This is a genomic window from Cystobacter fuscus, from assembly GCF_002305875.1.
Lineage (GTDB): Bacteria > Myxococcota > Myxococcia > Myxococcales > Myxococcaceae > Cystobacter > Cystobacter fuscus_A.
The window spans coordinates 11,617,616-11,641,369 of record NZ_CP022098.1; the positions used below are offsets into that span (position 1 = coordinate 11,617,616).

At 68.3% G+C, this 23,754-nt stretch carries 27 protein-coding genes; 17 read left to right on the forward strand and 10 right to left on the reverse strand.

Annotated features, from left to right (window positions below; translation table 11 throughout):
• Positions 1–14: 14 nt before the first annotated feature.
• A complete protein-coding gene (locus CYFUS_RS47010) occupies positions 15–1,373 on the reverse strand; it encodes a cellulose binding domain-containing protein (protein WP_095991173.1) in 1,359 nt (452 codons plus the stop codon).
• Between the two features lie 344 nt (positions 1,374–1,717).
• Here CYFUS_RS47010 and CYFUS_RS53605 point away from each other — a divergent pair, with 344 nt between their 5' ends.
• Positions 1,718–1,831, forward strand: coding sequence for a hypothetical protein (locus tag CYFUS_RS53605; protein WP_420042669.1), 114 nt, complete (start codon positions 1,718–1,720; stop codon positions 1,829–1,831).
• A 41-nt stretch (positions 1,832–1,872) separates the two neighbouring features.
• Here CYFUS_RS53605 and CYFUS_RS47015 read toward each other — a convergent pair whose 3' ends face one another.
• Positions 1,873–2,577, reverse strand: a complete 705-nt coding sequence (locus tag CYFUS_RS47015) for a hypothetical protein (RefSeq protein ID WP_157759062.1) — start codon at positions 2,575–2,577, stop codon at positions 1,873–1,875.
• Between the two features lie 81 nt (positions 2,578–2,658).
• Complete coding sequence (locus tag CYFUS_RS47020; protein WP_095991175.1) at positions 2,659–3,885, reverse strand: ATP-binding protein; 1,227 nt, start codon at positions 3,883–3,885, stop codon at positions 2,659–2,661.
• A gap of 167 nt (positions 3,886–4,052) precedes the next feature.
• On the opposite strand from CYFUS_RS47020, the gene CYFUS_RS47025 reads away from it, so the two are divergent.
• The 7 genes from CYFUS_RS47025 to CYFUS_RS47055 are packed head-to-tail and all read left to right on the forward strand — an operon-like array spanning position 4,053 to position 10,718.
• On the forward strand, positions 4,053–5,507 hold the full coding sequence (locus CYFUS_RS47025; protein ID WP_095991176.1) for an FAD/NAD(P)-binding protein: 1,455 nt from the start codon (positions 4,053–4,055) through the stop codon (positions 5,505–5,507).
• Positions 5,504–6,865: an allantoinase AllB gene (allB, locus tag CYFUS_RS47030; RefSeq protein ID WP_095991177.1), complete on the forward strand. Its 1,362-nt coding sequence runs from the start codon at positions 5,504–5,506 to the stop codon at positions 6,863–6,865. The genes CYFUS_RS47025 and allB overlap by 4 nt, the downstream gene beginning before the upstream one ends.
• Positions 6,866–6,895: 30 nt before the next feature.
• Positions 6,896–7,912: an allantoicase gene (gene alc, locus CYFUS_RS47035; protein WP_095991178.1), complete on the forward strand. Its 1,017-nt coding sequence runs from the start codon at positions 6,896–6,898 to the stop codon at positions 7,910–7,912.
• Positions 7,909–8,421 (forward strand): 2-oxo-4-hydroxy-4-carboxy-5-ureidoimidazoline decarboxylase, encoded by a 513-nt coding sequence (uraD, locus tag CYFUS_RS47040; protein WP_095991179.1) that lies wholly within the window; start codon positions 7,909–7,911, stop codon positions 8,419–8,421. Before alc ends, uraD begins: the two co-directional genes overlap by 4 nt.
• On the forward strand, positions 8,418–8,759 hold the full coding sequence (uraH, locus tag CYFUS_RS47045) for a hydroxyisourate hydrolase (RefSeq protein WP_071896345.1): 342 nt from the start codon (positions 8,418–8,420) through the stop codon (positions 8,757–8,759). Before uraD ends, uraH begins: the two co-directional genes overlap by 4 nt.
• 9 nt (positions 8,760–8,768) lie before the next feature.
• Complete coding sequence (locus tag CYFUS_RS47050) at positions 8,769–10,115, forward strand: DUF6986 family protein (RefSeq protein ID WP_095991180.1); 1,347 nt, start codon at positions 8,769–8,771, stop codon at positions 10,113–10,115.
• 48 nt (positions 10,116–10,163) lie between these two features.
• Complete coding sequence (locus CYFUS_RS47055) at positions 10,164–10,718, forward strand: glutathione peroxidase (RefSeq protein ID WP_095991181.1); 555 nt, start codon at positions 10,164–10,166, stop codon at positions 10,716–10,718.
• A gap of 19 nt (positions 10,719–10,737) precedes the next feature.
• Here the strand turns inward: CYFUS_RS47055 and CYFUS_RS47060 are convergent, their stop codons facing one another.
• The 4 genes from CYFUS_RS47060 to CYFUS_RS47075 are packed head-to-tail and all read right to left on the reverse strand — an operon-like array spanning position 10,738 to position 14,757.
• On the reverse strand, positions 10,738–11,298 hold the full coding sequence (locus CYFUS_RS47060; protein WP_095991182.1) for a response regulator transcription factor: 561 nt from the start codon (positions 11,296–11,298) through the stop codon (positions 10,738–10,740).
• A complete protein-coding gene (locus CYFUS_RS47065; protein ID WP_095991183.1) occupies positions 11,295–12,587 on the reverse strand; it encodes an ATP-binding protein in 1,293 nt (430 codons plus the stop codon). Before CYFUS_RS47065 ends, CYFUS_RS47060 begins: the two co-directional genes overlap by 4 nt.
• 5 nt (positions 12,588–12,592) lie before the next feature.
• A complete protein-coding gene (locus CYFUS_RS47070; RefSeq protein ID WP_198316375.1) occupies positions 12,593–13,831 on the reverse strand; it encodes a hypothetical protein in 1,239 nt (412 codons plus the stop codon).
• The gene (locus CYFUS_RS47075) at positions 13,771–14,757 is read right to left on the reverse strand and encodes a site-2 protease family protein (protein WP_095991185.1); all 987 of its coding nucleotides are present in this window, start codon (positions 14,755–14,757) and stop codon (positions 13,771–13,773) included. Before CYFUS_RS47075 ends, CYFUS_RS47070 begins: the two co-directional genes overlap by 61 nt.
• 173 nt (positions 14,758–14,930) lie before the next feature.
• Between CYFUS_RS47075 and CYFUS_RS47080 the strand changes: the two genes are divergently transcribed.
• The 4 genes from CYFUS_RS47080 (at position 14,931) to CYFUS_RS47095 (ending at position 18,066) form a co-directional block, all read left to right on the forward strand.
• Positions 14,931–15,281: a hypothetical protein gene (locus CYFUS_RS47080; protein ID WP_095991186.1), complete on the forward strand. Its 351-nt coding sequence runs from the start codon at positions 14,931–14,933 to the stop codon at positions 15,279–15,281.
• A 78-nt stretch (positions 15,282–15,359) separates the two neighbouring features.
• Entirely contained in the window at positions 15,360–16,133 is a 774-nt protein-coding gene (locus CYFUS_RS47085; protein ID WP_332468328.1) for a hypothetical protein, read from the forward strand.
• Positions 16,134–16,204: 71 nt separating this feature from the next.
• Positions 16,205–16,915 carry an HAD family hydrolase gene (locus CYFUS_RS47090; protein ID WP_095992646.1) on the forward strand — a complete coding sequence of 237 codons (711 nt, stop codon included), beginning with the start codon at positions 16,205–16,207 and terminating at the stop codon, positions 16,913–16,915.
• Between the two features lie 149 nt (positions 16,916–17,064).
• A complete protein-coding gene (locus tag CYFUS_RS47095; RefSeq protein WP_232537215.1) occupies positions 17,065–18,066 on the forward strand; it encodes a lipid kinase in 1,002 nt (333 codons plus the stop codon).
• A 34-nt stretch (positions 18,067–18,100) separates the two neighbouring features.
• On the opposite strand, the gene hrcA is transcribed toward CYFUS_RS47095, so the two are convergent.
• The gene (gene hrcA, locus CYFUS_RS47100) at positions 18,101–19,132 is read right to left on the reverse strand and encodes a heat-inducible transcriptional repressor HrcA (protein ID WP_095991187.1); all 1,032 of its coding nucleotides are present in this window, start codon (positions 19,130–19,132) and stop codon (positions 18,101–18,103) included.
• Positions 19,133–19,386: 254 nt separating this feature from the next.
• Here hrcA and yedA point away from each other — a divergent pair, with 254 nt between their 5' ends.
• From yedA to CYFUS_RS47120, 5 genes are all read left to right on the forward strand, one after another.
• Positions 19,387–20,310: a drug/metabolite exporter YedA gene (gene yedA / locus CYFUS_RS47105; protein ID WP_095991188.1), complete on the forward strand. Its 924-nt coding sequence runs from the start codon at positions 19,387–19,389 to the stop codon at positions 20,308–20,310.
• 161 nt (positions 20,311–20,471) lie between these two features.
• Positions 20,472–20,936: a hypothetical protein gene (locus CYFUS_RS51470; protein ID WP_157759063.1), complete on the forward strand. Its 465-nt coding sequence runs from the start codon at positions 20,472–20,474 to the stop codon at positions 20,934–20,936.
• 3 nt (positions 20,937–20,939) lie between these two features.
• A complete protein-coding gene (locus CYFUS_RS47110; protein WP_157759064.1) occupies positions 20,940–21,452 on the forward strand; it encodes a hypothetical protein in 513 nt (170 codons plus the stop codon).
• 96 nt (positions 21,453–21,548) lie between these two features.
• On the forward strand, positions 21,549–21,785 hold the full coding sequence (locus tag CYFUS_RS47115; protein WP_095991190.1) for a glutamine synthetase beta-grasp domain-containing protein: 237 nt from the start codon (positions 21,549–21,551) through the stop codon (positions 21,783–21,785).
• Positions 21,786–21,788: 3 nt separating this feature from the next.
• Entirely contained in the window at positions 21,789–22,136 is a 348-nt protein-coding gene (locus CYFUS_RS47120) for a hypothetical protein (protein ID WP_095991191.1), read from the forward strand.
• Between the two features lie 27 nt (positions 22,137–22,163).
• On the opposite strand, the gene CYFUS_RS47125 is transcribed toward CYFUS_RS47120, so the two are convergent.
• Both CYFUS_RS47125 and CYFUS_RS47130 read right to left on the reverse strand, forming a co-directional pair.
• The gene (locus tag CYFUS_RS47125) at positions 22,164–22,904 is read right to left on the reverse strand and encodes a transglutaminase-like domain-containing protein (protein WP_095991192.1); all 741 of its coding nucleotides are present in this window, start codon (positions 22,902–22,904) and stop codon (positions 22,164–22,166) included.
• Between the two features lie 240 nt (positions 22,905–23,144).
• Positions 23,145–23,729: a TetR/AcrR family transcriptional regulator gene (locus CYFUS_RS47130; RefSeq protein WP_095991193.1), complete on the reverse strand. Its 585-nt coding sequence runs from the start codon at positions 23,727–23,729 to the stop codon at positions 23,145–23,147.
• Between the last annotated feature and the right edge of the window lie 25 nt (positions 23,730–23,754).

A 23,754-nucleotide genomic window follows, 5' to 3' on the forward strand; every position in this document is an offset into this window, starting at 1 on the left:
GCTCGGACGAGCGCTCAGGGCACCGTGTCCTTGCGCGGGATGGAGGCACCGCGCAGGCTCGACACCTTCGCGTTGACGGTGTTGGTGTCCAGGTACGCGTCCTTGGCGAAGTACACCCAGTCCACGTCCTCGAAGTACGTGCGCGCGCCGCCGGAGGCGCCGAGCTCGATGAACCACATCTGGAAGTCGAGGAACTGGTTGATGAGCGGCGAGAACTGGGACGAGTGGTTGGCCCGCTCCACGCCGTCGATGTGATAGACATTGCCCGAGGGCGTCACGTGCAGCACGAGCGTGTGCCAGCCATCATGGCTGTAGGCGAGCCGGGCCGAGGTGCTCGCCGTCTTGTTCTTGTCGAACGAGGTGAGGAACATGGTGGGGGTGTTGCCCTGTCCCCAGCCACCGTTGGGCAGGTACTCGTAGTCCTGCTCCGAGTAGCTGGGGCTGCTGTAGGGCGTGAGCGCGAAGAAGGTCTCGACGTACTTGTCGGCGAAGACGCGCGTGCCGGACAGCGGGGTGTCGCGGAAGCGCATCCGGGTCGCGTAGGTGCCGAAGCGGAACTTCTGCGCCTGGGTGAGGACCTCCGAGTGCGAGGTGCCCGCCGTGGTGCCGTTGGTGGTCGCCCGCAGCCGCATCAGCCGGTCCGAGCCCTCGGTCACGATGGAGACGTTGCTCGCGGACCAGGTGGCGCCACTCACGCCGGGGCCGCCCGCGTACGTGCGCACCGTCCAGAGGTTGGTGAACGCCGCGTCGCCCGTCCCCGAGTAGGTGAAGTCATCGAAGAACTCGGCCAGGTTCGAGGGCGGCGGGTCCGTCGGAGGATTCGTGCCGCCGGTGGGAAGCGTGCCGCCGCGCAGACCGCCGGTGGGTGCCGAGCCCGCGTCGTGCACGGTGATGCGGCTCCAGTCGGTGGGCACCGTCTGGTTGCCGTAGGAATAGTCATCCGTCTCGTTGACGGTGGCGCCCCCGAAGGTGACGCCGAGATCGATCGGCGCGGTCGTCGCTCCGGCGGCCAGACTTCCGGCCGCGCTGGTGAAGCGGATTTCCACGTACTGATCCGCCCCGGTGGCGGACGCGCTCCCGGTGGACAGCGAGATGGCCGAGCAGCTCGGCGCGTTCCACCACCAGCACGCCGGAGCCACGGTGGTGGCACCATTCTTCGTGAGCCAGTAGCGCACGACGATGTTGCTCAAGGGGATGGCGGCCGAGGTGTTGTTGCGCACCTGGATGCCCGCCTCGATGATGTCGTCGTTGGGCCCCGCCGCGTTGTAGTTCTGATACTGGACGGTGAAATCCGCCGTCCCCGCGAGGCTCTCGCTCAAGGGCACCACCAGCGACATCGCGGCGAGCAGGCTCTGCTTCCAGATCGTCTTCATCGGCTCCTGGTCCTTTCCCCGGAGAGCGCCTGGGCCCACTCCGTGGAGATTCGTTCGGGTGACGCACGCACCGGCGCGCGAACACATTCGCTGTATACAGAGTGCGATCCCGATTTAATCGGGTTATCGCGTAATAACGTTAAATCCTATTAATTCGTGAGAAACCGGCAAGTAATTTCACACCTTCACTGCGAGTGTGATTGACCGCTCTCGGGCTCCCCTAACGTTCCGGGAACTCGTGAGGAACACACGCCAGGCATCTGACGAGAGGCCATCCCCCATCATGGCGCGTCGTCTCCCGAGCCCTCGAATGGGAACCCTCGCTCGTCCTCTCCCCCAAGCCCATGACCGCGAGCAACCCCGAGCACGTGGCCTTCACCGCCCGCATCCGCGAGCTCCTCGACCGGGCCGGCCTCATCGAGCGTCCGGAACCTGGACCCGCCAGCGAAGACTCCTGAACCGGCGAGCACGCTCGTCACCAGGACGAGCGGCTCAGCGCTCAGGACCCAAGCGCCTCGACCAATGAGGAACAAGCCCGCAGCCGCTCGACGGACTCGAAAAATGAGCGCTCGGCGAGCCACACCTCGTCCGCAGGAAACGTCTTGGCGAGCGCTTCGTTGTGAAGATCTCCGATGCAAGGCAACAACGCCTTCTTGGGCCGCGAAACTTCATCAAGAAGTCGTCTATCCGCAGACCACGACTCGATGCGTTGCACATGCTCCGCGGAGGTATGCCGCTCCTGGCAATGCGCGAGGAGTTCTTGCGTCGACTGATAGAGCCAGGACTCGATGCTGTAGCACGGAGACAGAACCAACAGACGAGCAAGTGCGGCTTCGATCTCCTCGGGAGTCAGTGCAAGGTGTGTTCCCCGTCCGGAGGGAGGAGGCGGAGTGGCCTCACCTCGCAGGATCTTCCGTACGCGCTCACGGATGATCGATTCGAACTTCTGGCGATTCTCACTGGTGTCGCGCTCGGCCCATACTCGGTCGGTATCGAAGTGAAAGACGACGAATCCCCCAGACTCCATCAACCGGGCCGCGATCGCACCGAAAAGCACAATGGAATCCCGTGTCGGAGGTTCCTCCTTCCAACTGTTTGCACGAGTCCCTTGGAGGGCGCGATCATTCTCCGGCAGAGGCTCGATCTTGATCCGATTCGGATTCAAATCGACGTTGGGCACCACGATCTTGAGCGCTTCCTTCAAGAGTTTCTGGACAGCCGTCTGAGCCTGACGACCCGAGTCCTCAGTCAGGAGGAGAATACGCGCACGGATAGGCATAGCGTGTCACCAGAGTCCCTTGGTGAGCAGGATGTCCGATACGCGCTGGATGCCAGTCTGGTACGCCGAGAAGAACGAGTCGGCCTCCTCCTCAGTGGGGTTGCGCCAAACAAGTTGAGCACCGGCCTCGCCATTGACGCGCTCGCAGAGGATGAACGTCTGGCGAACCTCCTCCGCACTGTCGAACCGCAAGAAGTCGAGCAACAGCGGATTCTGGCTCGTCAGGAACGCCTGGCGGTCGCCAATCTCCTCCAGACACGCCGAGATCCATTCATGGTGAAGACCGTTCACAAGTTCGTCCGCAATCACCGTTCCGCCTGATGCGTCAACATGAGCAAAAAACGTAAGCAACCGCTTTTGTCCGTAACTAAGCAACTCATGCGACACCTCTTCATCTTGTCTTCTAAAGAAAAATCGAAGATTACTAAGACGGATCGACTTACGTCCTGTCCCAGACCCAAGATGTTCCGTATCAAATCGCGCGCGCGCAGAGTCATAACCAATGATCTTGGCCACTCGGCCAAGAAACTCCAGTTCAAACTCTGCCGTTGTCCCCGCCTCAGCCAGGTCTTCAGACATGATGGATAACATCGAACTTGGAAAGTCCTTGAGATTCCATGTCGAAAGACCAATCTCAGGCTCTCTCTTCAACTCAATTTTCAGCAGCCTGTTGAAATCCTCAAGACTCTCGTCCATACGTCTCGCAGATTGAGCAAGGGCCGTAAAAATATCCGCCGTCTCGCTCATGTCATAGGCCTCTTGCCCATACACCAAAGCAGAAACCAACGACACAGCAAGATTCTCCTCAAAAACTCTTTCCCGACGAAATTCCTTGCCATCCCGACTAATCAAAACCGTATTCGGCAGCATATCGATACGCAGAAACGCCATGCCATCTCTCTTGAACACAATTGCGTCGGTTCGACGAGGAATGGAACGGCTCTCCCTTGCATGCAGCCCTAGTTTCACGAAAAGTGCTGGCTCTTGGACCCGCTCCTGAATGAGCGTGTGCTCAAAACCAAGAGATTCTCTCGAGACATGACGGCACACGTTCAACTCATCACCCTCAAGTGCGTCGTCTTCCGCGCCCATCACGGTCGCCAACAAGCGCAGGAGCGTCGTCTTCCCCGCCGCGTTCTTGCCGAGCACCACGTTGAGGCCAGGACGAAACTCCAGGGTCGTCGGAACGACGTTCCGGAACTTGTTGATCGTGAGCTTCGTCAGCTTGTTCATCGTCCCATCCTGAAGCGGGGCGCCACGAGGAGCGGCGCGGCCTCCGGACCCGACCACAGCCCCTCCCAGGGGGTCAAGGAGCCAGGCACCCCGTACCTCCTGACCAGCAGCCCACACTGCCCCCCCATGCCATTGGCCCCGGGCGCGGAGCGTGATTTGAATCCCCCATGAGCCTCCCGTCCCCCGCCGCGAAGTCCGCGTCTGGCCTGTCCACCCTCGAAGCCTCGATCCGCCGGGACCTGGAGCGCCTCGAGTACCCCAAGCGCCCCTGGGTCCTCTCCCGCCAGGCAAGCGACGGCCGCCCCATCCTCGACGTGCTCATCATCGGCGGCGGCCAGAGCGGGCTCGCCGCCGCCTTCGGCCTCATGCGCGAGAAGGTCGACAACCTCCTCGTCGTGGACGACTGCGCACCGGGCCTCTCCGGCCCCTGGAAGACGTTCGCGCGCATGCACACCCTGCGCACCCCCAAGCACCTCACCGGCCCCGACCTCAACCTGCCCAACCTCTGCTTCCAGACCTGGTACGAGGCCCAGTTCGGCGAGGACGCCTGGAAGGCCGTGGGCTTCGTCCCCAAGGAGCTCTGGGCCGACTACCTCCACTGGTACCGCCACGTCCTCTCCATCCCCGTGCGCAGTCACACCCGCGTGGGTGCCCTGTCCTGGCTCCCCGAGGAGCGCTGCTTCGCCGCCCCCGTCCGCTCCACCGACAAGAACGGCCCCCAGGACGCCCCCGAGGAGACGCTGCTGGCGCGCAAGGTGGTGCTCGCCACCGGCATCGACGGCTCGGGCCGCTGGGAGACTCCCGCCAACGTGGCCCGCCTGCCCCGCGAGCTCTGGCTCCACACCCGCGATGACATCGACTTCGAGGCCCTGCGCGGCAAGCGCATCGGCGTGCTCGGCGCGGGCGCCTCGGCCTTCGACAACGCCTCCGTCGCCCTGGAGCGCGGCGCCGCCGAGGTGCACCTCTTCTACCGCCGCAAGACGCTGCCCACCGTCAACGCCTACCGCTGGGCCGAGTTCGTCGGCTTCCTCAAGCACCACGCCGACCTGCCGGACGCGGACCGCTGGCGCTTCATCCGCCGCATCCTCGAAATGGGACAGCTCCCCCCGCACGACACCTACCACCGCGCCCGCGCCCTCCCCCACTTCTTCCTCCACGCGGAGAGCCCCTGGCAGGATGTCCAGGCCGTGGATGGAAAAGCCCAGGTCACCACCCCCCACGCCACCTTCACCTTCGACAAGCTCATCGTCGGCAGCGGCACGGTGACGGACCTGTCGCTGCGCCCGGAGCTGGCCCACCTCGTCGGCGACATCGCCCTGTGGAAGGACCGCTACACCCCGCCTCCCCAGGAGGCTCACACGGACCTCGCCCGCCACCCCTACCTGGGCCCCGGCTTCGAGTTCCAGGAGAAGGTCCCCGGCCGCGCCCCCTACCTCGGCTCGGTCTTCAACTACACCTTCGGCTGTCTGCTCTCGCTCGGCTTCGGCGGCGCGAGCATCTCCGGCATGAAGTACAGCCTGCCCAGGCTCGTCGCGGGCATCACCCGGCAGCTGTACCTCGAGGACAAGGACGCCTACTTCGACTCGCTGATGAAGTTCGACCTGAAGGAGTTCGAGCCATGAGCCAGGATTGGGTATTGCGCGGCGAGCGCGTCGTCACGGACACGGGCGTGCGCCCGGCCGCCGTGGTGGTGCGCGACGGCAAGGTGGCCGCCGTGGTGGGCCCCGAGGACGTGCCCGCGGGGCTGCCCGTGACGGACGTGGGGCAGAAGGTCATCATGCCCGGCGTGGTGGACAGCCACGCCCACATCAACGAGCCCGGACGCACCGAGTGGGAAGGCTTCGAGACGGCCACGCGCGCCGCGGCCGCCGGCGGCATCACCACCGTGGTGGACATGCCGCTCAACTCCATCCCCGCCACCACCTCGCGCGAGGCGCTCGCCCAGAAGGCCGCCGCCGCCGAGCGTCACTGCGCCATCGACTACGGCTTCTGGGGCGGCGTCATCCCCGGCAACTCGGGCGAGCTGGACGCGATGATCGACGCGGGCGTCGCCGGCTTCAAATGCTTCCTCATCCACTCCGGCGTGGACGAGTTCCCCCACGTGACGCGCGAGGACCTCGAGCGCGCCATGCCCATCCTCGCGCGCCGGGGCGTGCCCCTCATCGTCCACGCGGAGCTGACGGCCTCGGAAGAGCCGCCCAAGGGCGACACGCGCACCTACCGGAGCTACCTCGCCTCGCGCCCGCGCAAGTGGGAGGACGACGCCATCCACATGATGGTGGAGCTGTGCCGCGAGCACCGCGGCCCCGTGCACATCGTGCACCTGTCCTCCTCGGACGCGCTCGGGGAGATCGCCTCCGCCAAGAAGGAGGGCCTGCCCTTCACCGTGGAGACGTGTCCGCACTACCTCACCTTCGACGCGGAGCACATCCCCGACGGCGCCACCTGGTTCAAGTGCGCGCCCCCCATCCGCGAGTCGGAGAACCGCGAGAAGCTCTGGGCCGGCCTCGCGCGCGGCGACATCGACATGGTGGTGTCCGACCACTCGCCCTGCACCCCCGCCCTCAAGCACCTGGAGCACGGTGACTTCGGCCGCGCCTGGGGTGGCATCGCGTCGCTCCAGTTCAGCCTGCCCGCCGTGTGGACCGGCATGCGCGAGCGCGGCCAGGGGCTCGAGCAGCTCGTGCGCTGGATGTGCCACGCGCCCGCCCGGCTCACCGGCCTCACGGGCGTGAAGGGCTCGCTCACCCCGGGCGCGGACGCGGACCTGCTCGTCTTCGACCCCGACGCCTCCTTCACCCCCGACGCCTCGGGCGTGCTGCACCGCCACAAGCTCACCCCCTACGCGGGCCGTGCGCTGGTGGGCGTGGTGGAGCACACCTGGGTGCGAGGTCAGAAGGTCCACACTCGGGGCGAGCCGCCGCCGGCTCCCACGGGCCGGTGGATTCGCCGCCCTTCCACGGCGCGGCGCGTGGACTAAGGTAGCCCCCCTCCGAGGAGAAGCCCCACCATGCAGACACCCGAGGAAGGCAAGGTGCGCGTCGCCTTCGCCGAGCTCATCGATCTGGCCGCCGAGAAGGTCGGCGGCCGCGCCCTCTACGCCAACGACGAGTTCTTCGCCCCCAAGGAGAACCTGCTCAAGCCAGGGCGCGGCGTCTTCATCCCCGACAAGTACACCGAGTTCGGCAAGTGGATGGACGGCTGGGAGACGCGCCGCAAGCGCGTGCCGGGCCATGACTTCTGCATCCTCCAGCTCGGCCTGCCCGGCACCATCCGCGGCGTGAACGTCGACACCAACCACTTCCTCGGCAACTTCCCCGAGTACGCCTCGGTGGACGCGCTCGAGGTGCGGGGTGAGGCCACGCCCGAGTCGCTCGTGGACGCCGCGTGGACGCCCATCGTCCCGAAGACGAAGCTCCACGGCGGCACGCAGAACTACCTCCCCGTGGCGAGCGAGGCGCGCTGGACGCACCTGCGCCTGAACATCTTCCCAGATGGCGGTGTGGCGCGCTTCCGCGTGCACGGCGTGGTACGGCCGGACCTGGAGAAGCTGCGCGGAAGCGAGCTGGTGGACCTGGCCGCGGCGGAGAACGGCGGCATCGTCGTCACCTGCAACGACTCCTTCTTCGGTCCCAAGGACAACCTCATCCTCCCCGGCCGCGCGCCCACCATGGGCGATGGCTGGGAGACGCGCCGCAAGCGCGTGCCGGGCTTCGACTGGATCGTCGTGAAGCTCGCCACCGCCGGCACCGTGCAGCGCGTGGAGGTGGACACCAACCACTTCAAGGGCAACTTCCCCGACACCTGCTCGCTGGAGGGCTGCTTCCTCAAGGAAGACATCCTCGACTTCGCCAACGCGAAGGACATCACCTGGCAGGAGATCCTCCCGCGCACCAAGCTCCAGGCGAGCCACCGCCACTTCTACGAGCAGGAGCTGCGCGAGAAGGGCCCCTTCACCCACGTGCGGCTCAACATCTTCCCGGACGGAGGCATCAGCCGACTCCGGGTGCACGGACGGGCGGCGTGAGCCGGCTCGCGTGGCTCAACGGGCAGCCCGCCGAGCAGGCCCAGGTGGAGTTCTCGCGCTGCTGCGGCTCGACGCGCTGGGCCGAGGCGATGACCCGGGCGCGGCCCTTCGCGAGCGAGGCGGCCCTGTACGAGCGCGCCGAGGCGCTCTGGGCCCAGACGGGGCCCGAGGACTGGCGCGAGGCGATGACGCACCACCCGCGCATCGGCGACGTGTCGCGGCTGCGCGAGAAGTTCAAGGCCACCGGCGCCTGGAGCGAGCAGGAGCAGCAGGGCATGCGGGGCGCGGGCGAGGACGTGATTCAAGCGCTCGCCGACGGCAACCGCGAGTACGAGGCGCGCTTCGGCTTCATCTTCCTCGTGTGCGCCACGGGCAAGAGCGCCAGCGAGATGCTCGGCCTGTTGCGCGAGCGCATGAACAACCCGCCGGATCAGGAGCTACGGGTCGCGGCCGGGGAGCAGGGAAAAATCACCCGCATCCGCCTGGAGAAGCTTCTCTCGTCCCCATGAGCACCCTGTCCACCCACGTCCTCGACACGCAGTCGGGCCGCCCGGCGGCGGGCGTCCCCATCACCCTGGAGTTCCAGTCCGCCGAGGGCTGGCGCGAGCTGACCCGGGGCACCACCAACGCCGATGGCCGCGTGCGCGACTTCCTGCCCACCGGCACCCGGCTGGAGCCCGGCGTCTACCGGATGACGTTCCACACCGGCGAGTACTTCCGCGCCCACGCCCTGCGTGGCTTCTATCCGTATGTCTCCGTGGTGTTCGAGCTCACCGCGCCCGAGGAGCACTACCACGTCCCCCTGCTGCTCAGTCCCTTCGGCTACTCCACCTACCGGGGGAGCTGACCTCTCGCCATGAGCTCTCCCCTCTCCATCGAGCGACTCGCCATCACCCGCGCGGCGTTGGCCCACGCCCACCTGGCGTATGAGCGCCTCCACCCGGAGGCCACCCCGCGCCGGCAGCCCGTGCACACGATGTACGGCGGCGCCCACCTCTTCACCGCGCAGACGCCCCAGAAGATGGGACGCACGGCCATGACCGCGCTGCGCGAGTACGCTCCGGATGGTCGCGCGCTCGCCGCGTGTCTCGGTCTGGACGAAGCCCTGGCCGAACGGGTCCACGCGCGCGTGCTCACCAAGCTCGAGCGTGAGCCGGTGGAGGACTTCCGCATCGACTTCGAGGACGGCTATGGGCACCGCCCGGACGGGGAGGAGGATGGCCATGCCCTCACCGCCGCCACCGAGGTGGCCCGGGGCCTCGCGAACGGCACCCTGCCGCCCTTCCTCGGCATCCGCATCAAGGCACTGAGCGAGGAGCTGTTCGACCGGAGCGCGCGCACGCTCGGACTCTTCATCGGCACGCTCCTGGAGCGCACGGGGGGACGGCTGCCACCGGGGTTCGTCGTCACCCTGCCCAAGGTCTCCCTGCCCCAGGAGGTGACGGCACTCGTGCGCATGCTGGAGCTGCTGGAGACGGACCACGGCCTGGAGCCCGGAGCGCTGAAGCTGGAGTTGATGGTGGAGACGCCCCGGGCGCTCTACACGCCGGACGGACGCCTCGCGCTGCCCGCGCTCGTGGAGGCGGCGCATGGACGCTGTGTGGCGGCACACCTCGGGCCGTATGACTACACGGCCTCGCTCCACATCACCGCGGCACAGCAGGACCTCTCGCACCCGGCATGCGACTTCGCCCGGAACGTGATGCAGGTGTCGCTGGCGGGCAGTGACGTGGCGCTCTCGGATGGCCCGACGAACGTGCTGCCGGTGGCGCCCCACAAGCCGGGAGCGCACCCGCTCACCGAGGCCCAGCGCGAGGAGAACCGCCAGGTGGTGCACCGCGCGTGGCGGCGGATGTACACGAACACGCGCCACGCGCTGGAGCGCGGCTTCTACCAGGGGTGGGATCTGCACCCGGCCCAGCTCCCGGTGCGCTACGCGACCGTGTACGCCTTCTTCCTGGAGGGACTGGACGAGGCCTCGCGCCGGCTCAAGTCCTTCGTGGAGAAAGCGGCCCAGGCCACGCGGCTCGGCGAGGTGTTCGACGACGCGGCCACGGGCCAGGGGCTGCTCAACTCCTTCCTGCGCGGCCTGGCCTGCGGCGCCGTCACCGAGGAGGAAGCGCGCGCCACGGGCCTGACGTTGGAGGAGCTGCGCGGCCGCTCGTTCCTCCGCATCGTCCAGGGCCGCCGTCCTCCCGCCTGAGTGGCCTTCACAGTCGGACCCACCCTCTCACCGAAGGGAAGAACCTCCATGAACGAGAAGATCGCGAACCTGCCGCTCAAGCGCATCGACGGAACCGAGACCTCGCTGGCCGCCTTCAAGGGCAAGGTGCTCCTGGTGGTCAACGTGGCCTCGCAGTGCGGCCTGACGCCCCAGTACGACGGCCTGGAGAAGCTCTACAAGAACTACCAGGCCCGGGGACTGGTGGTGATGGGCTTTCCCGCCAATGAGTTCGGCGCCCAGGAGCCGGGCACCAACACGGAGATCCAGGAGTTCTGCCGCTCCAGGTTCGGCATCGACTTCCCCATGTTCTCGAAGATCGTCGTCAAGGGAGAGGGCCAGCACCCGCTCTACCAGCACCTGACGGAGACGCTCCCCGAGGCGCGCTTCCCCACCAACAGCTCCATGCGCGCCCGGCTGGAGAAGCACGGCATGAAGCAGCAGAAGAGCAACGACATCCTCTGGAACTTCGAGAAGTTCCTCATCAACCGCCAGGGTGACGTGGTGGCGCGCTTCTCTCCGGACACCACCCCGGATGACCCCGCGCTGGCCCAGGCCATCGAGGCGGAGCTGGCCAAGGCCTGAGACGAAGCCCTCCGCTCTCCTATTGAGCCGGCGGGTATTTCTGCAACTTGCGTTGCAACGAGCGCCGATGAAGGCCGAGCCGCCGCGCCGCCTCGGAGATGTTGCCCCCACAGTCGGAGAGCACGCGCTGGATGTGCTCCCACTCGGCGCGGGCGAGCGAGGGAGGTTGGAAGTCCTCCGTCACGTGGGCGGCCTCGCCCGGGCCGCGAGAGAAAGCCAGCAGCAGATCATCCACGTCCGCGGGCTTGGGCAGGTAGTTGAACGCGCCGAGCTTCATCGCCTCCACCGCGGTGGCGATGCTGCCGTAGCCGGTGAGGACGATGATGCGGGTGGAGCCATCCAGCGCGTGCAGGGCGCGCACGAGCTCCAGGCCCCCGCGGCCGGGCATGCGCAGGTCCACCACCGCCACCTCGGGCGACTCGCGCGAAGCCAGGGCGAGCGCCTCCTCGTAGGAGCCGGCGGTGCCCACCTCGAAGCCACGCTCGCGGAAGGCGCGGGCCAGGCGCTCACGGAACACCGCCTCGTCGTCCACGAGCAACAACGTGGGAGCGGAAGACGGGTGGGAGTTGGGACTCGTCATGGCGCCACTTGCGTCCAGGAGGAGCCCGGAGACAACGCGGCGGATTGTCGCACCCCGGCCACGGGCCAGGTCAGCACCACGCGCGTGCCCTGGCCCGGCGTGGACTGGAGCGAGAGCTGTCCGCCCAGTCCATCCAGCATGGCGCGCGTGAGGAAGAGCCCGAGCCCCATGCCCTCACCGGGCGCCTTGGTGGTGAAGAAGGGCTCCCCGGCGCGCGCGAGCACCTCGGGCGGCATGCCCGCGCCCGAGTCCTCCACCGACAGCCGCCACGCCTCCGGCCCGCACGTCAGGCGCAGGTGCACGGGCGCCTCTGGCGGCGAGGCCTGCAGGGCGTTCTTCACCACGCCGCGCAGCGCCCGGACGAAGGTCTGCGCGGGGACGAGCGTGCGCTCGTGCCGGGCGCGCTCCTCCATCTCCACGCGCACCCGCTCGCTGCCGGGCAACCCACCGAGGGCCTCCTCCACCAGGGACGCGGGCGCGCGCGAGCCCAGCGCCTCGCCCTGACTGGCGCCCGCGTCGGCGGCCATCTGCGCGAGGATGTCGCGGCAGCGCGCCACCTGGGCGCGGATGAGCTGGACGTCCTCGAGCGAGCCGGCCGCATCGGGGGAGCGGGGCAGGTGACGCTCCAGCTCACGCGCCACCACGGCGATGGTGGACAGGGGCGTGGACAGCTCATGCGCGGCACCCGCCGCGAGCGTGGCCAGCGCGGTGAGCTTGTCGTGACGCGCCGAGGCCGCGCGCGCCGCCACCAGCTCCGCCTCGCGCGCCGACAGGGCCCCCGTCACCCGCCGCACGAAGTAGACGATGAAGGCCGCGGCCAGCGCGAACGCCGCCCACATGCCCTGCAGGTGCATGCGCATGTCGTGGATGTGGTGATGGGGCGTGTCCACGAAGAGCACGCCGAAGCAGATGATGGCCAGGGCGGTGAGCGCCCACGTCCATCTGGCGCGCAGCACCACCGCCGAGAGCGCGATGTGCACGATGTACATCGCGCTGAAGGGGTTGAAGGCACCGCCGCTGAGCGCCAGCAGCACCGTGAGCAGCACCACGTCCAGGGCCATCACCGCCGCGGGCACCACCTCGGGGGGAGCGCGCTCGCGCCGCCGCTCCCACAGGGCCAGGGCCGTGTTGCTCGCCACCGCCACGGCGATGGTGGCGAACAGGGGCACGAGCCGCTGGGGCAGGCCCAGGCCGAAGTGCACCCCCAGCACGAGCGCCACCTGGCCGATGATGGCGCCCCAGCGCAGGCGCAGCAGCCACGACAGATCGATGGCGTGGGCGTCGCGCACCGGGTTTACGGAGCCCCGAAGGTGAGCTTCCACACGCGCACGCCCATGGCCACCAGCAGGATGAGCAGCATGAAGAGGAAGACACCCAGCGCGGCCATGCGGAACTTCGTGCCCTTGTCCGGCGGCGGCGTGGCCAGGAGGACCGAGCCGGCCGAGGCCAGCCGCAGCACCTCCTCGCGCCCGCGCAGCGCCATGGCGTCCTCGGGCTGGCGCGCCAGGCGGATGCGGTAGAGCCGGCCGAGCGCCGGCAGCTCCCCGCGCTCCGACGCCAGCGCGAGCACCTTGTCATGGGCGCTCTTGCTGTCCCACAGCTCCAGCACGCCCAGCCACGTGGAGGACACCACGGGCGAGGGGCGGAAGTCGTCCTGCCGGTAGCGCGCGAAGTCCAGTCCGCAGAAGGGACACACCACCGAGCCCTCCTTGCGCGTCCCGATGCACTTGGGACAGAAGCCCGCCGGGGGCATGAAGGCGTCCTCCGGCGCCGAGGAGCCCGAGCCCACCGGGGGCATGGAGCCGGTGTCGCGCACCACGCGCAACGAGGTGCTCGAGGCCCGCGCGCCCTGCGCCGGGGGCGGAGCAGCCACGGGCGGCGGCTCGGACGGGGGCGCGGACGGAGACTCGGTCGGCGTGCGCGTGCGCGGCGACTGGACGTCCGACAAGCGCAGCACCGTCAGGTTCGCCGCGGACGAATCCGACGCCGACGGACGGGAGGACTTGTCCTTGGCGGCCCCGGACTCGGACGTCTTCGCGGGCGCCTTGAGGAACTCGGCCACCTTCACGGGCTCGGGCGGCTTCACGGGCTCGGCCGCCTTGTCCTGCGTGGGCTCCAGCACCGGCCCCTTGTCCTTGTTCTCCTTGGAGGAGCCCTTCTCCTTCTTGCGGCGGTTCTCCCGGGCCTCCGCCTCGATGGCCTGGAGCAGCTCCGCGGGCACCGCCATGCGCCGGGTGGGCTCGTTCTCGATGGGATCCGGCTCGGCCTCGTCCTGTCCGAGCGCGATGATGGGCCCGCCCCCGTCCGACTTGTCCGACTTCCTGGCGGCCGGTGCCGGGGCAGCACCCTCGTCCTGCTCGATGGCGCCGCGCATCTCCACCTTGCAGCGCGAGCACTTGAGCACGAGCAGACCGTCTTCCACCCGGAACGCCGCCGGGGGAACGAGCCGCTCACACGCCTCACAGAAGTACTTCACCAGATCACCATCCGGATAGGCACGGGCATGGCACACCCCGCCAGGGCGAGGAAGCATAGCGCGCACACCAGCTTTCGCCCGAAGCTCAAAGGCTCGGCGGGGCGGGTGAGCGCGGGATGACCAAAGCCCACCAGTTTGGTGGCGACCAGGAGCCAGACCGCCCAGGTGACGGTGTAGAAGAGGGTGAGGAAAAGAAGCACCAGCGCCATGGCCTTGCCCACCCACCGGGCGCGAGGGCCCCAGAGGGCGTAGGCCATGTGTCCGCCATCGAACTGGCCCACGGGCATGAGGTTGAGCACCGTCACCAGCAGGCCGAACCAGCCGGCGATGACCACCGGGTGCTCCTGGATGTCCCGGCCGGGCGGCAGGGGCCCGAGCACCAGCGCCTTGAGGCCGCGCATGAGCAGGCTGTCACTGAAGATGATGGCCTGGTGGCCGAAGAAGGGCTCCTCGGGAGGGGTGGGCAGGAGCGAGAGTTGCGCCCCGGCCCACTCCACGGCCAGACGCCCCAGGTTCCACAGCGAGGTGGAGCCGGGGAAGTCGCTATCGGTCACCGGGGGGGCGTCGATCCACTCGGAGTGGGCCAGGCCCCAGACGAGCAGGGGAAGCGCCACCGCCAGTCCGGCGAGGGGCCCGGCCGCCCCGATGTCCACCAGCGCGTTGCGGGTGGGGATGGGGGCGCGGATGCGGATGACGGCGCCCAGCGTGCCCACGCCCAGGTAGGGCAGCGGGATGAAGTAGGGCAGCGACACGTCCACCCCATGCAGGCGCGCCAGCACGTAGTGCCCCATCTCGTGCGCGCCGAGGATGGACAGCAGCGCGGCGCTGAAGGTGAGCGCGTGCGCGAGCCGCGCGGCGTCCGGCAGGGGGCCCGTGGGGAAGGCGCGATCGAAGGTGAAGGACGTCGTCCCCACCGTGAGCACGAAGAGCAGCAGGTGGAGCCAGAGACGGTGGGTGGCGGGACGGACGGTGACGCGCTCCATGGGAAGTCACGGGGTAGCAACCCGTTCCGGGCATTTCAATACGCCCATCCATTGCTTGACTTGAAAGCGGCCTTTGCTACGACCCCCACGCCACTCGAAGGCCGAGCAACTCGTCGAGGGCTTGCTTCATGCGACGGGGGCTCTGAGCCTGAGCGTTTCGGAGGAAACATACGATGAAGAAGGCGATTGTTGCGGCGGTTCTGGCGAGCGGTCTCGTGGCGTGCACCAGCGTGGAGACCGCGGTGGTTTCCGGCAATGAAGTGGCCGCCACCGGTGGCGAGCCCATCGCCGTCATCCAGGGCACCGCCCTCGGCCTGACCGCCATCTTCCACGTCATCGACCTGGTGCAGAGCGACCTGGACACGGTGGTGAACCGGCTGCTGGTCAGCGAGGCCAAGGCCATGGGCGGCAACAAGGTGCAGCTGCTCAACGCCAACACCACGCCGCGTCACGGCATCTTCGCCCTCACCGGCACCATCCTCGCCTTCCCGCTGTCCACGGCCACCGGCGTGGCGGTGAAGTAGTCCCCGACTCTCCGTCTTCCACGGAGGGTTCAACGAAGGCCCCGCTGGCGACAGTGGGGCCTTCTTCTGTTTGGGCCCATGCACATGCCCGCTCGCTTCCTCTTCCTCGTCCTGCTCGTGCTCACCGGCTGCCGCCGGGGAGAAGATCCGTCCGCCCTGCTGGCGGGCGTGCGGCAACGCCTGGCCACGCGCGACGGCAAGCTCACCAGCTACGTGCTCGCGGGCACGGCGACCGAGGGGAGCCAGACGATGGACTTCCAGTTCGCCTACCGCGCCCCGCTCAGGATGCTGGGCACGCTCGGGGCGCCCGCCTCGCGCACCTTCGCCTGGGACGGCGAGCGCCTGGTGGAGCGCGATGACGGGGCGCGCCGCTTCTTCACCTACGAGGACACGCTCACGCCCGAGCAGCGCATGGGCGTGCTCACCCAGCTCTTCTCCCCCTTCGTCCCCGAGGGCTTCCGCGCGCCGCTGTTGCCGAACCAGGGCGTGACGGCCCGCCGCGCCGCGCACCCGCGGGGCCCCGAGGCCGTGGAGCTGACGGTGAAGCCCACGGGCAGTGACGTGGAGGTGACGTACGTGCTGCGCTGGCCCGCCCTGGACTTCCTCGGCAAGCGCATGCGCAGCGGCGAGGCGCTCTCGGAGCTCCGAGTGGAGGAGGAGCAGTGCGAGCCGGGCCTGGAGTTGTGTGTCCCCCGGCGGCTGACTCAGTGGGCAGGCGCACAGCAGGTGGCCCAGACCGTCCTCACCCGCGTGGAACTCAACCCCGTGCTGCCCGCGGAGACCTTCGTGCTCACCGCTCCGGGGGGTTACGATGTCGGCTCCAAGACATTCGCTCCGCAAGAGGGCCCGTAGCGCATCATTCCGGGTTGAACCCCTTCGGGGCCATCCCCACCTTCTCCCGGAAGGAGTGCGACGGTATGGCGCTGGTGCAGAACGTCATCTTCGATGTGGACGGCACGTTGGTGGATTCCGTGGACGAGCACGCCGAGGCCTGGCGACGTGCCTTCCTGGAGTTCGGTCGGGACGTGCCCTTCGCTCACGTGCGCAGTCAGATTGGCAAGGGCGCGGATCAACTGCTGCCCGTCTTCTTCACCGAGGACGAGCTGGAGAAGTTCGGCCAGGAGCTGAGCGACTACCGCGCCGCGCTCTTCAAGCGCGAGTTCATGCCCAAGCTGCGTCCCTTCCCACAGGTACGCGAGCTGTTCCAGCAGCTGCGCCAGGATGGGCTGAAGCTGGTGCTCGCCTCGAGCGCCAACGAGGACGAGCTGGAGCGCTACATCCGCCTGTGCCGCATCGAGGGGCTCACCCACGGCGAGACGTCCAAGGGTGACGTGTCGAAGACGAAGCCCAATCCGGACATCTTCGACGTGGCGATGGAGCGGCTGGGCCGGCCGGATCCCCACAGCGTGGTGGTGATTGGCGACACGCCCTTCGACGCGCTGGCCGCGGGCAAGCTGGGGCTGGCCAGCGTGGGGCTGCGCTGCGGCGGCTTCCCCGAGGACGACCTGCGCACGGCGGGCTGCCGTGACATCTACAAGGATCCCGCGGAGCTGCTGGCCCGCTACGAGTCCTCGCCCAACACGTGGCCGTGGACGGCCGAGTCCCTGTCCTCCAAGGACGAGGAGTCGCGCTGACGAGGAGAGACGACGGGAGGAGGAGCGGGCAGGTGGCGCGCTCCTCCCGCTCGGTGAGCCGGTGTGCCTGGGAGTGGATGACTGCACACCGGCTGGATTCCCAGGGGTCGGCTGGCTGGACCGCGGTCCCATGCACAGCTTGAATGGGCATGAACAGCGAGATGCATTCAGATGCCGCGCTCCGCGCGAGCCCCGAGCGAGTCTCCCTCGATGAGGGGCCCGCGATCCTGCTGCTCAATCCCAACTCGCGCATGGGCGGGGAGGCCTTGTCGGCCACGCTCGCCGCGCTCGAGGCCCGGGGTGTCCGCCTGACGGCCAGCCACGAGGTCCAGGACCACGAGCAGATGGAGCAGTTGCTGCGCGAGGCCGTGGCGGGCGGCGTGCGGCGCATCCTCGTGGGCGGCGGAGATGGGACGCTCAACTGCGCCATCAAGCCCCTGCTCGGCCAGGACGTGACGCTCGGCGTGCTGCCACTGGGCACGGGCAACGACTTCGCGCGCTCGCTCGGCATCGAGCCCACGCTGGAGGCCGCCTGCGACGTCATCGCCGCGGGCTACAGCGCGCGCGTGGACGTGGGGCTCGCCAACGGCCATCCCTTCCTCAACGCGGTGAGCCTCGGCCTGGCCTCGGCCATCGCCCGGCGGCTCACCCCCGAGCTCAAGCGCCGCGTGGGCAAGCTCGCCTACCCCGTGGCCGCCGCCGCCGAACTCTGGGAGCACCACCCCTTCCGCGTCCGCGTGGTGACCGACACGGAGGAGCTGGAGCAGAACGTGCTCCAGCTCGTGGTGGGCAATGGCCGCTACCACGGCGCGGGCAACATGGTGACGCCCGACGCCACGCTCGATGATCATCTGCTGGACGCCTACGTCATCTCGGCGCCCTCGGCCGAGGCGGGCCGCGAGGGCACGGGGCTCGGACACATGCAGGACATGTCCACGCTGGCGCGCGTGGCCCTCACCGTGCGCCGGGGCGAGCACCTGGCCCACCCCGCCGTCAAGGCGGTGAGCGGACCGCGCATGCTCGTGGAGGCCACCCCCCCGCAGGACGTCAACGCGGACGGGGAGATGATTGGCCAGACGCCCGTGCGCTTCGAAATAGTGCCCTCGGCCCTGCGCGTCTTCGTGCCCGCGCACCCGGCCGGACCCCACTGAGGAAGCCCGGGAGCGGCCCGATCGCCCGGGGGGCCTACGCCTTGTCGAGCGCCAGCGAGAGCGCCTGCGCGGTGAAGTTCACCAGGGGGATGATGCGCTGGTAGTTCATCCGCGTGGGCCCGATGACCCCCACCGTGCCCAGCACCTGCTCGCGGCTGCCGTAGGGGCTCGCGATGACGGACACATCGCCCGCCGAGGAGAAGTCGCTCTCGGTGCCGATGAAGATCTGCATCTCGCGCGCGCGCTGTACCCGGTCGAGCAGCGACAGGAGCTTGTGCTTCTCCCCGAGCGCCTTGAAGAGCGCGCGCATGCGCTCGACATCGGCGAACTCGGGCTGCTCCAGGAACGAGCCCGTGCCCTCGATGAGCACGCGCTCGCCCGTCTGGAGATCCGTGGCCGCCGCGCCCAGCTTGAGCGCCTTGGCCGTGAGCGCGTTGTAGAGCGCCTGCTCGTGGTCCAGCTCGGAGCGGATGCGCTCGCGCGCCTCCTCCAGCGTCACCTCGTGCAGCAGCTCGGACAGGTAGTTGCTCGCCTTGAGCAGCTCGTCCGAGGTGACGGGGAAGTCCACCGTGAGGAGCTTGTTCTGCACCTGGCCGTTCTGCCCCACGAGGATGGCGAGGACGCGATCCTCGCGCAGGCGCACGAACTCGATGCGGTGGAACACGGCGGCGTCCGGGCGCGGGGTGACGACGACGCCCGCGTGCCGGGTGAGCGCGTGCAGGAGGCGCGAGGCCTCCGACAGCAGCTCCTCCATGCCCGCCTCGTGGGTGAGCCCCGCGTGGATGAGCTCGCGATCGCGCGGGCCGGGATCCTTCAGGCGCACCAGGGTGTCCACGTAGAAGCGGTAGCCGCGGTCCGTGGGCACCCGGCCAGCCGAGGTGTGGGGCTTCTCGAGAAAGCCGAGTTCCTCCAGGTCCGCCAGCACGTTGCGCAGCGTGGCCGAGGACACGTCGAACTCGGGCTTGCGCGCGAGGTGTTGGCTGCCCACGGGCCCGCCCGTCGTGATGTACTCCTGCACGACGGCACGGAGGACTTCCTTCTCGCGATCGCCCAGCTCCTCGGACATCTGGCTCACATTCCCTGGTGACGGTGCGGTGACGACGATTGCGCCCAGGCTCGGCCCGCCGAGGGTGCACTGAAAGTTTAAAAAGGCGGCGAGAACGGTTCAATCCCCTTCTCCCCGGTTGCCCCGGACTCGAGCGCTCGGAGGTCGAACCGTCAGCGGGCAGGAGAGCGGCGTTCGGGTGGAGGAACCAGCGGCATGGTACGCCGGGGGCACACATCGCGAGGGGGCGGGAGGCACGTTAGAAGCAGCGCGCCTTGGCCACCCTGTCTTCGCCCACGACTCCCTCCTCGAGCTTGCCCACCGCCGCGCCCCTGGCGGAGGGCAGCCGCGCGATGCTCGTCTTCTGCCTCTTCGCGCTCTACGTCATCTGGGGCTCGACGTATCTGGCGGTGCACTGGGCGCTCCAGGGCGGCCTGCCGCCCTTCATGATGGCCTCGGTGCGCTTCCTGATGGCGGGGCTCATCCTCTACACGGCGCTGCGGGTGCGCGGCGCGGTGAACCCCACGGCCCGGCAGTGGGCGGGGGGCGCGGTGATGGGCGTGATGCTGTTGCTCCTGGGCAATGGCGCCGTGGTGTTCTCGCAGCAGTCGGTGTCCTCGGGAGTGGTGGCGCTCGTGGTGGGCAGCGTGCCGCTGTGGGCGGCGCTCTTCGGCGGGCTGATGGGTCAGTGGCCCGGGCGTGCCGAGCGCTGGGGACTGGCCATCGGCTTCTGCGGCCTCATCGTGCTCAACATGGGCAGCGACCTGCGGGGCAACACCTGGGCCACGCTGGCGCTGTTGGTGGGCCCGATGAGCTGGGCCCTGGGCTCGGTGATTTCACGCCGGCTGCCCCTCGCCGGGGGGCTGATGGCCAGCGCCACGCAGATGCTCACCGGCGGCGCCTTCTTCCTGCTGGTCAGCCTCCTTCGAGGCGAGCACCTCACGGCCGTGCCGTCCGCGAAGGCGCTGCTCAGCCTCGGCTACCTCATCGTCTTCGGCTCGCTCGTGGCCTTCAGCGCATATGGCTACCTGCTGCGCCACACGCGGCCCGCGCTCGCCATGAGCTACGCGTACGTCAACCCGATGGTGGCCGTGCTCCTGGGCGTCGTGTTCGCGGGCGAGTCCTTGAGTCTGGGCGGCTTCGTGGCCATGGGCGCCATCCTCGGCTCCGTGGTGCTCATCACGCGCGCCCGGGCGTGAGGACGCTTCTTCTCTGCCCCATGGGACATGGGGTCGATTCGCATGGGGCCACGAGGCCGTGTTGATAACCCCACGCCGAGCGAACTCATCACCCACGCTGGCTTGATGGCACTGGAGATTGAGTTCAGAGTTCGCATGACGCCGTGCCTCGGGGGGAGTGCATGCGCTTTCTGGTATCTGGCCGCTCGGGTGGTTCGTCCGGCCTGAATCTGGCTGTCGCCATGATGTTGGCCTCGGGGTGCGCGGCCACGGACAGCTTCAGGTATGACACAGATGCACTCACCTCAAACAGCGCGGAGTGCAACCAGACGGACAGCACCGTCACCTGTTGCCTCAAGCAGAACCCCGGCCAGTACGAGCGGTGTGGTGCGACGCCTCCAGCGTCATCAGAACCCATCAACGTGGGCCTGCCGTCACTCCGCTCCCTGGACGACAAAGAGCCAGAGGAAGACCGTGAGGACAGGGAGAAGCGGTGTGCTGATTATTACGCTCGCTGCATCGAGAAGATTGGCCAGAAGCCAGGCAGCTTGTATGGCACCAGTCAGTGCAAGGACTGCTTCGACTACTGTGCGCGACATGGCTTCTGGCCCGAGCGGGTGAACAAGAAGAAGTGTCCAGGAGCTTGAACCATGAAGCCCTCCCGTGAATCATTCTGGCGGCGAGTCGCCATGGAATTCGACAAGCTCAACGTGGCCCTGCTCCAGAACACGTCGGCCCTCTTCTCGGAGGGGAGTCGGGAGTATCAAGCCCTCCAGAAGACACTGCTGCGCGAGGCGGAGACGGAGTGGGAACGCCGACACATCAGACGGTTGGCGGCCCATAACATCCTGAGCTTCGCGCATTTCCGGGCGCGAACCTGGGATGAATACCGGAGGGCGCTGCTCCGTGTGCAGCGGCTCGACTATCCAAGTTTGGAGTATCGAATGCACGCCGCCTGCGAAACCCTGGAGTGGGCGGCCGACCACGACCCCACCAAAGCAGCGTTGGGCTGGACGATGGTGGAAGAGACGGAACGTCGGCTCCGACGTCTGCGCCGGAGGCACCCGGTACGAAAGCAGGCCCTGGCCGCTCTCGCCAGTGTCAAACAGCGGGTCGCCCGGAAGGGGCTCACGCCTCCTGGCGCATTCAAGAGAACGCCGTGAGCGTGTGACGTCAAAAGCCACGTACTTCCCGGTACACGGCCCTCGTAGTGTCGGGAAACGCGGACAATCCCCCCGCCCGGAAAGGCCTCGGAGCGCATGGTCCAGACCGCCCAGGACGTGATGTCGTTCGCCAAGGAGCATGGCGCGCAGATGGTAAGCCTGCGCTTCATCGACTTCATCGGCCGCTGGCGCCACTTCACGGTTCCGCGCCACAAGCCGCACGAGGGCACCTTCGAGGAGGACCTCAACTTCGATGGCTCGTCCATCAAGGGGTGGTTGGAGATCCGCCTGCGTCCGCACCCCATGGAGTACCCGCTCGACTTCGACCTCTGAGCCATGAGCCGCGAGCCGAAGCAGAAGCCGCCCACCACCCCGGATGGGCGCTACTTCGTGATGAAGGGCGTGCTGTGGCGGTGCTCGGACCCAGGGCTCGGGCCCAAGCAGCGCGCGCTCCTGGTGGAGGCACTCATGCACGCGCGGCGGGACGTGGGCCAGGCCCTTCGCGCCGGAGACTCGGAGGCCGAGCGACAGGCGCGCGCGCGTGTCCACAAGGCCAAGGTGGCGCTCGGGGAGCGGGGCCCGCCGTGGTGGACGGATGGCGATCCGGACTTCAACCGCCACCGGGTGGAGAACACGCCCTATGCCGCGTGGTTCCACGCCCTGCACGTACGCCGCTCCCGGTGAAGCGAGGAGACCCGAGGGGTCCCCCGCTCAGATCGAGGGCACCTCGGCGGGCACGTCATCGTAGGTCGCGATGATGTTGCCGTAGTTGTAGACGTTGTTGTTGGTGTTGATGGCCTGGCTCGCGTCCTTGGTGCAGGCCGCCGCCGTGGGATCGAACCGCTTCCACTGGCCGTCCTCGCCCTTGTACTCGACCCAGGCGTGGTTGCCCTTGTTCGTCTCTCCACCCACGACGCGGGCATCGATGCCCGCCGCCTCGAAGCGCTGCGCCGCCTCGAGCGCCATGTCCGTGCAGATGCCGGACTTGGAGCCATCGAAGGTGTTCTCGTTGCCCACCGCCTCATCGAACGTCTTGCCGCCCGAGTTGTCGTAGTTCCAGCTCGTCGCGTCCTGGGCGATCTGCTGGGCCACCGCGTCCGCATTCGCCGAACCATTGAACGAGGGCGACCCGGGGGGCTCGAGCCCCAGCTCCGTCGGCCCTTCCTCGCTCAGCGCGCTCGGCCCACCCACCTTGGGGAAACCGCCACCCTCTCCGCCCGGAATCCCGCCGCCACCACCACCACCGCCGCCGCCACCACCACCCTTCTTCGAGGGCTCGAAGCCATCCTGGGTCAGCGCCTTGATGAGCTCCTGCAACAGCTTCATCAGCTCTTCGATGTTCGGCTGCTGCCCCGACGCGGGGGCGTCGGCGTACTTGGTCTCGGCGGGAGCGATGGGAGCCCGCGGGGGGAGCCGATAGGAGGACGAGGAGGAGAGGCGGGAAATGGACATGGCGCGAGGTCTCGGAGTCGTCGAAGAAGGAGCGGCCTCTGCCCGTGCCGCCCGCGCTCCACCCAAGCAGTCCTCGTGCCAGCGCCTTCGGACTCTCTCGATTCCTCATAACGTCCCAACATCATTATCGAGAGCCGAGCCCTCCCGCGCCGCGGACCCGGTGACAGCCGTCACCAGTCGCCCCTCCTCCTGGTGACTGATGTCATCAGGGCCGCCCCCGGCATGACGCCGCGCGTCCAGTCACGGAGCCTCGGGGCCCAGCGCGCGCTCGGAGAGCTTCCTCGCGGCCCGGAGCAGCTCGTCACTCAGGGGCGTGCCACTCACCGCTCTGGACAACGAGAGCGCGCCATACATGAGCGCGATCAACCCGAGCGCCTGCTGCCGGTGCTCGGCATCGGACCCCAGGAGGTCGGCGAGCGAGCGGACATAGTGGGACAGCTCCGTCTCGAGCGCGCCGCGATAGGGCTCCCCTTCCCGCGCGACTTCCGGGGCGACGCTGGGCATCGGACACCCCGTCTCCGGATGGTCGCGGTGCTGGCGCGACAGGTAGCGCTCCACCACGTTCAGCACCCGTTCCCGGGGCGACTCGCCCTTGGCCGACGCCAGCAGCCGATTCCACATCGTGCTCGCCGTGCTCTGGATGGTCTCGGTGAAGAGGTGCTCCTTGGATTCGAAGTGGCCATAGAAACCACCCACGGTGAGCCCGGCGCCCTTCATGACATCCATCACCGAGCTGGCCTTGATGCCCCGCCCGCGCAGCAGCGCCGCCGCAGACGCGAGGATGGCTTCACGCGACTTCTGCTTCTGCTCCGCCTTCTGGTTCATGAAGAATCCCCGCTCCGGCGCGACG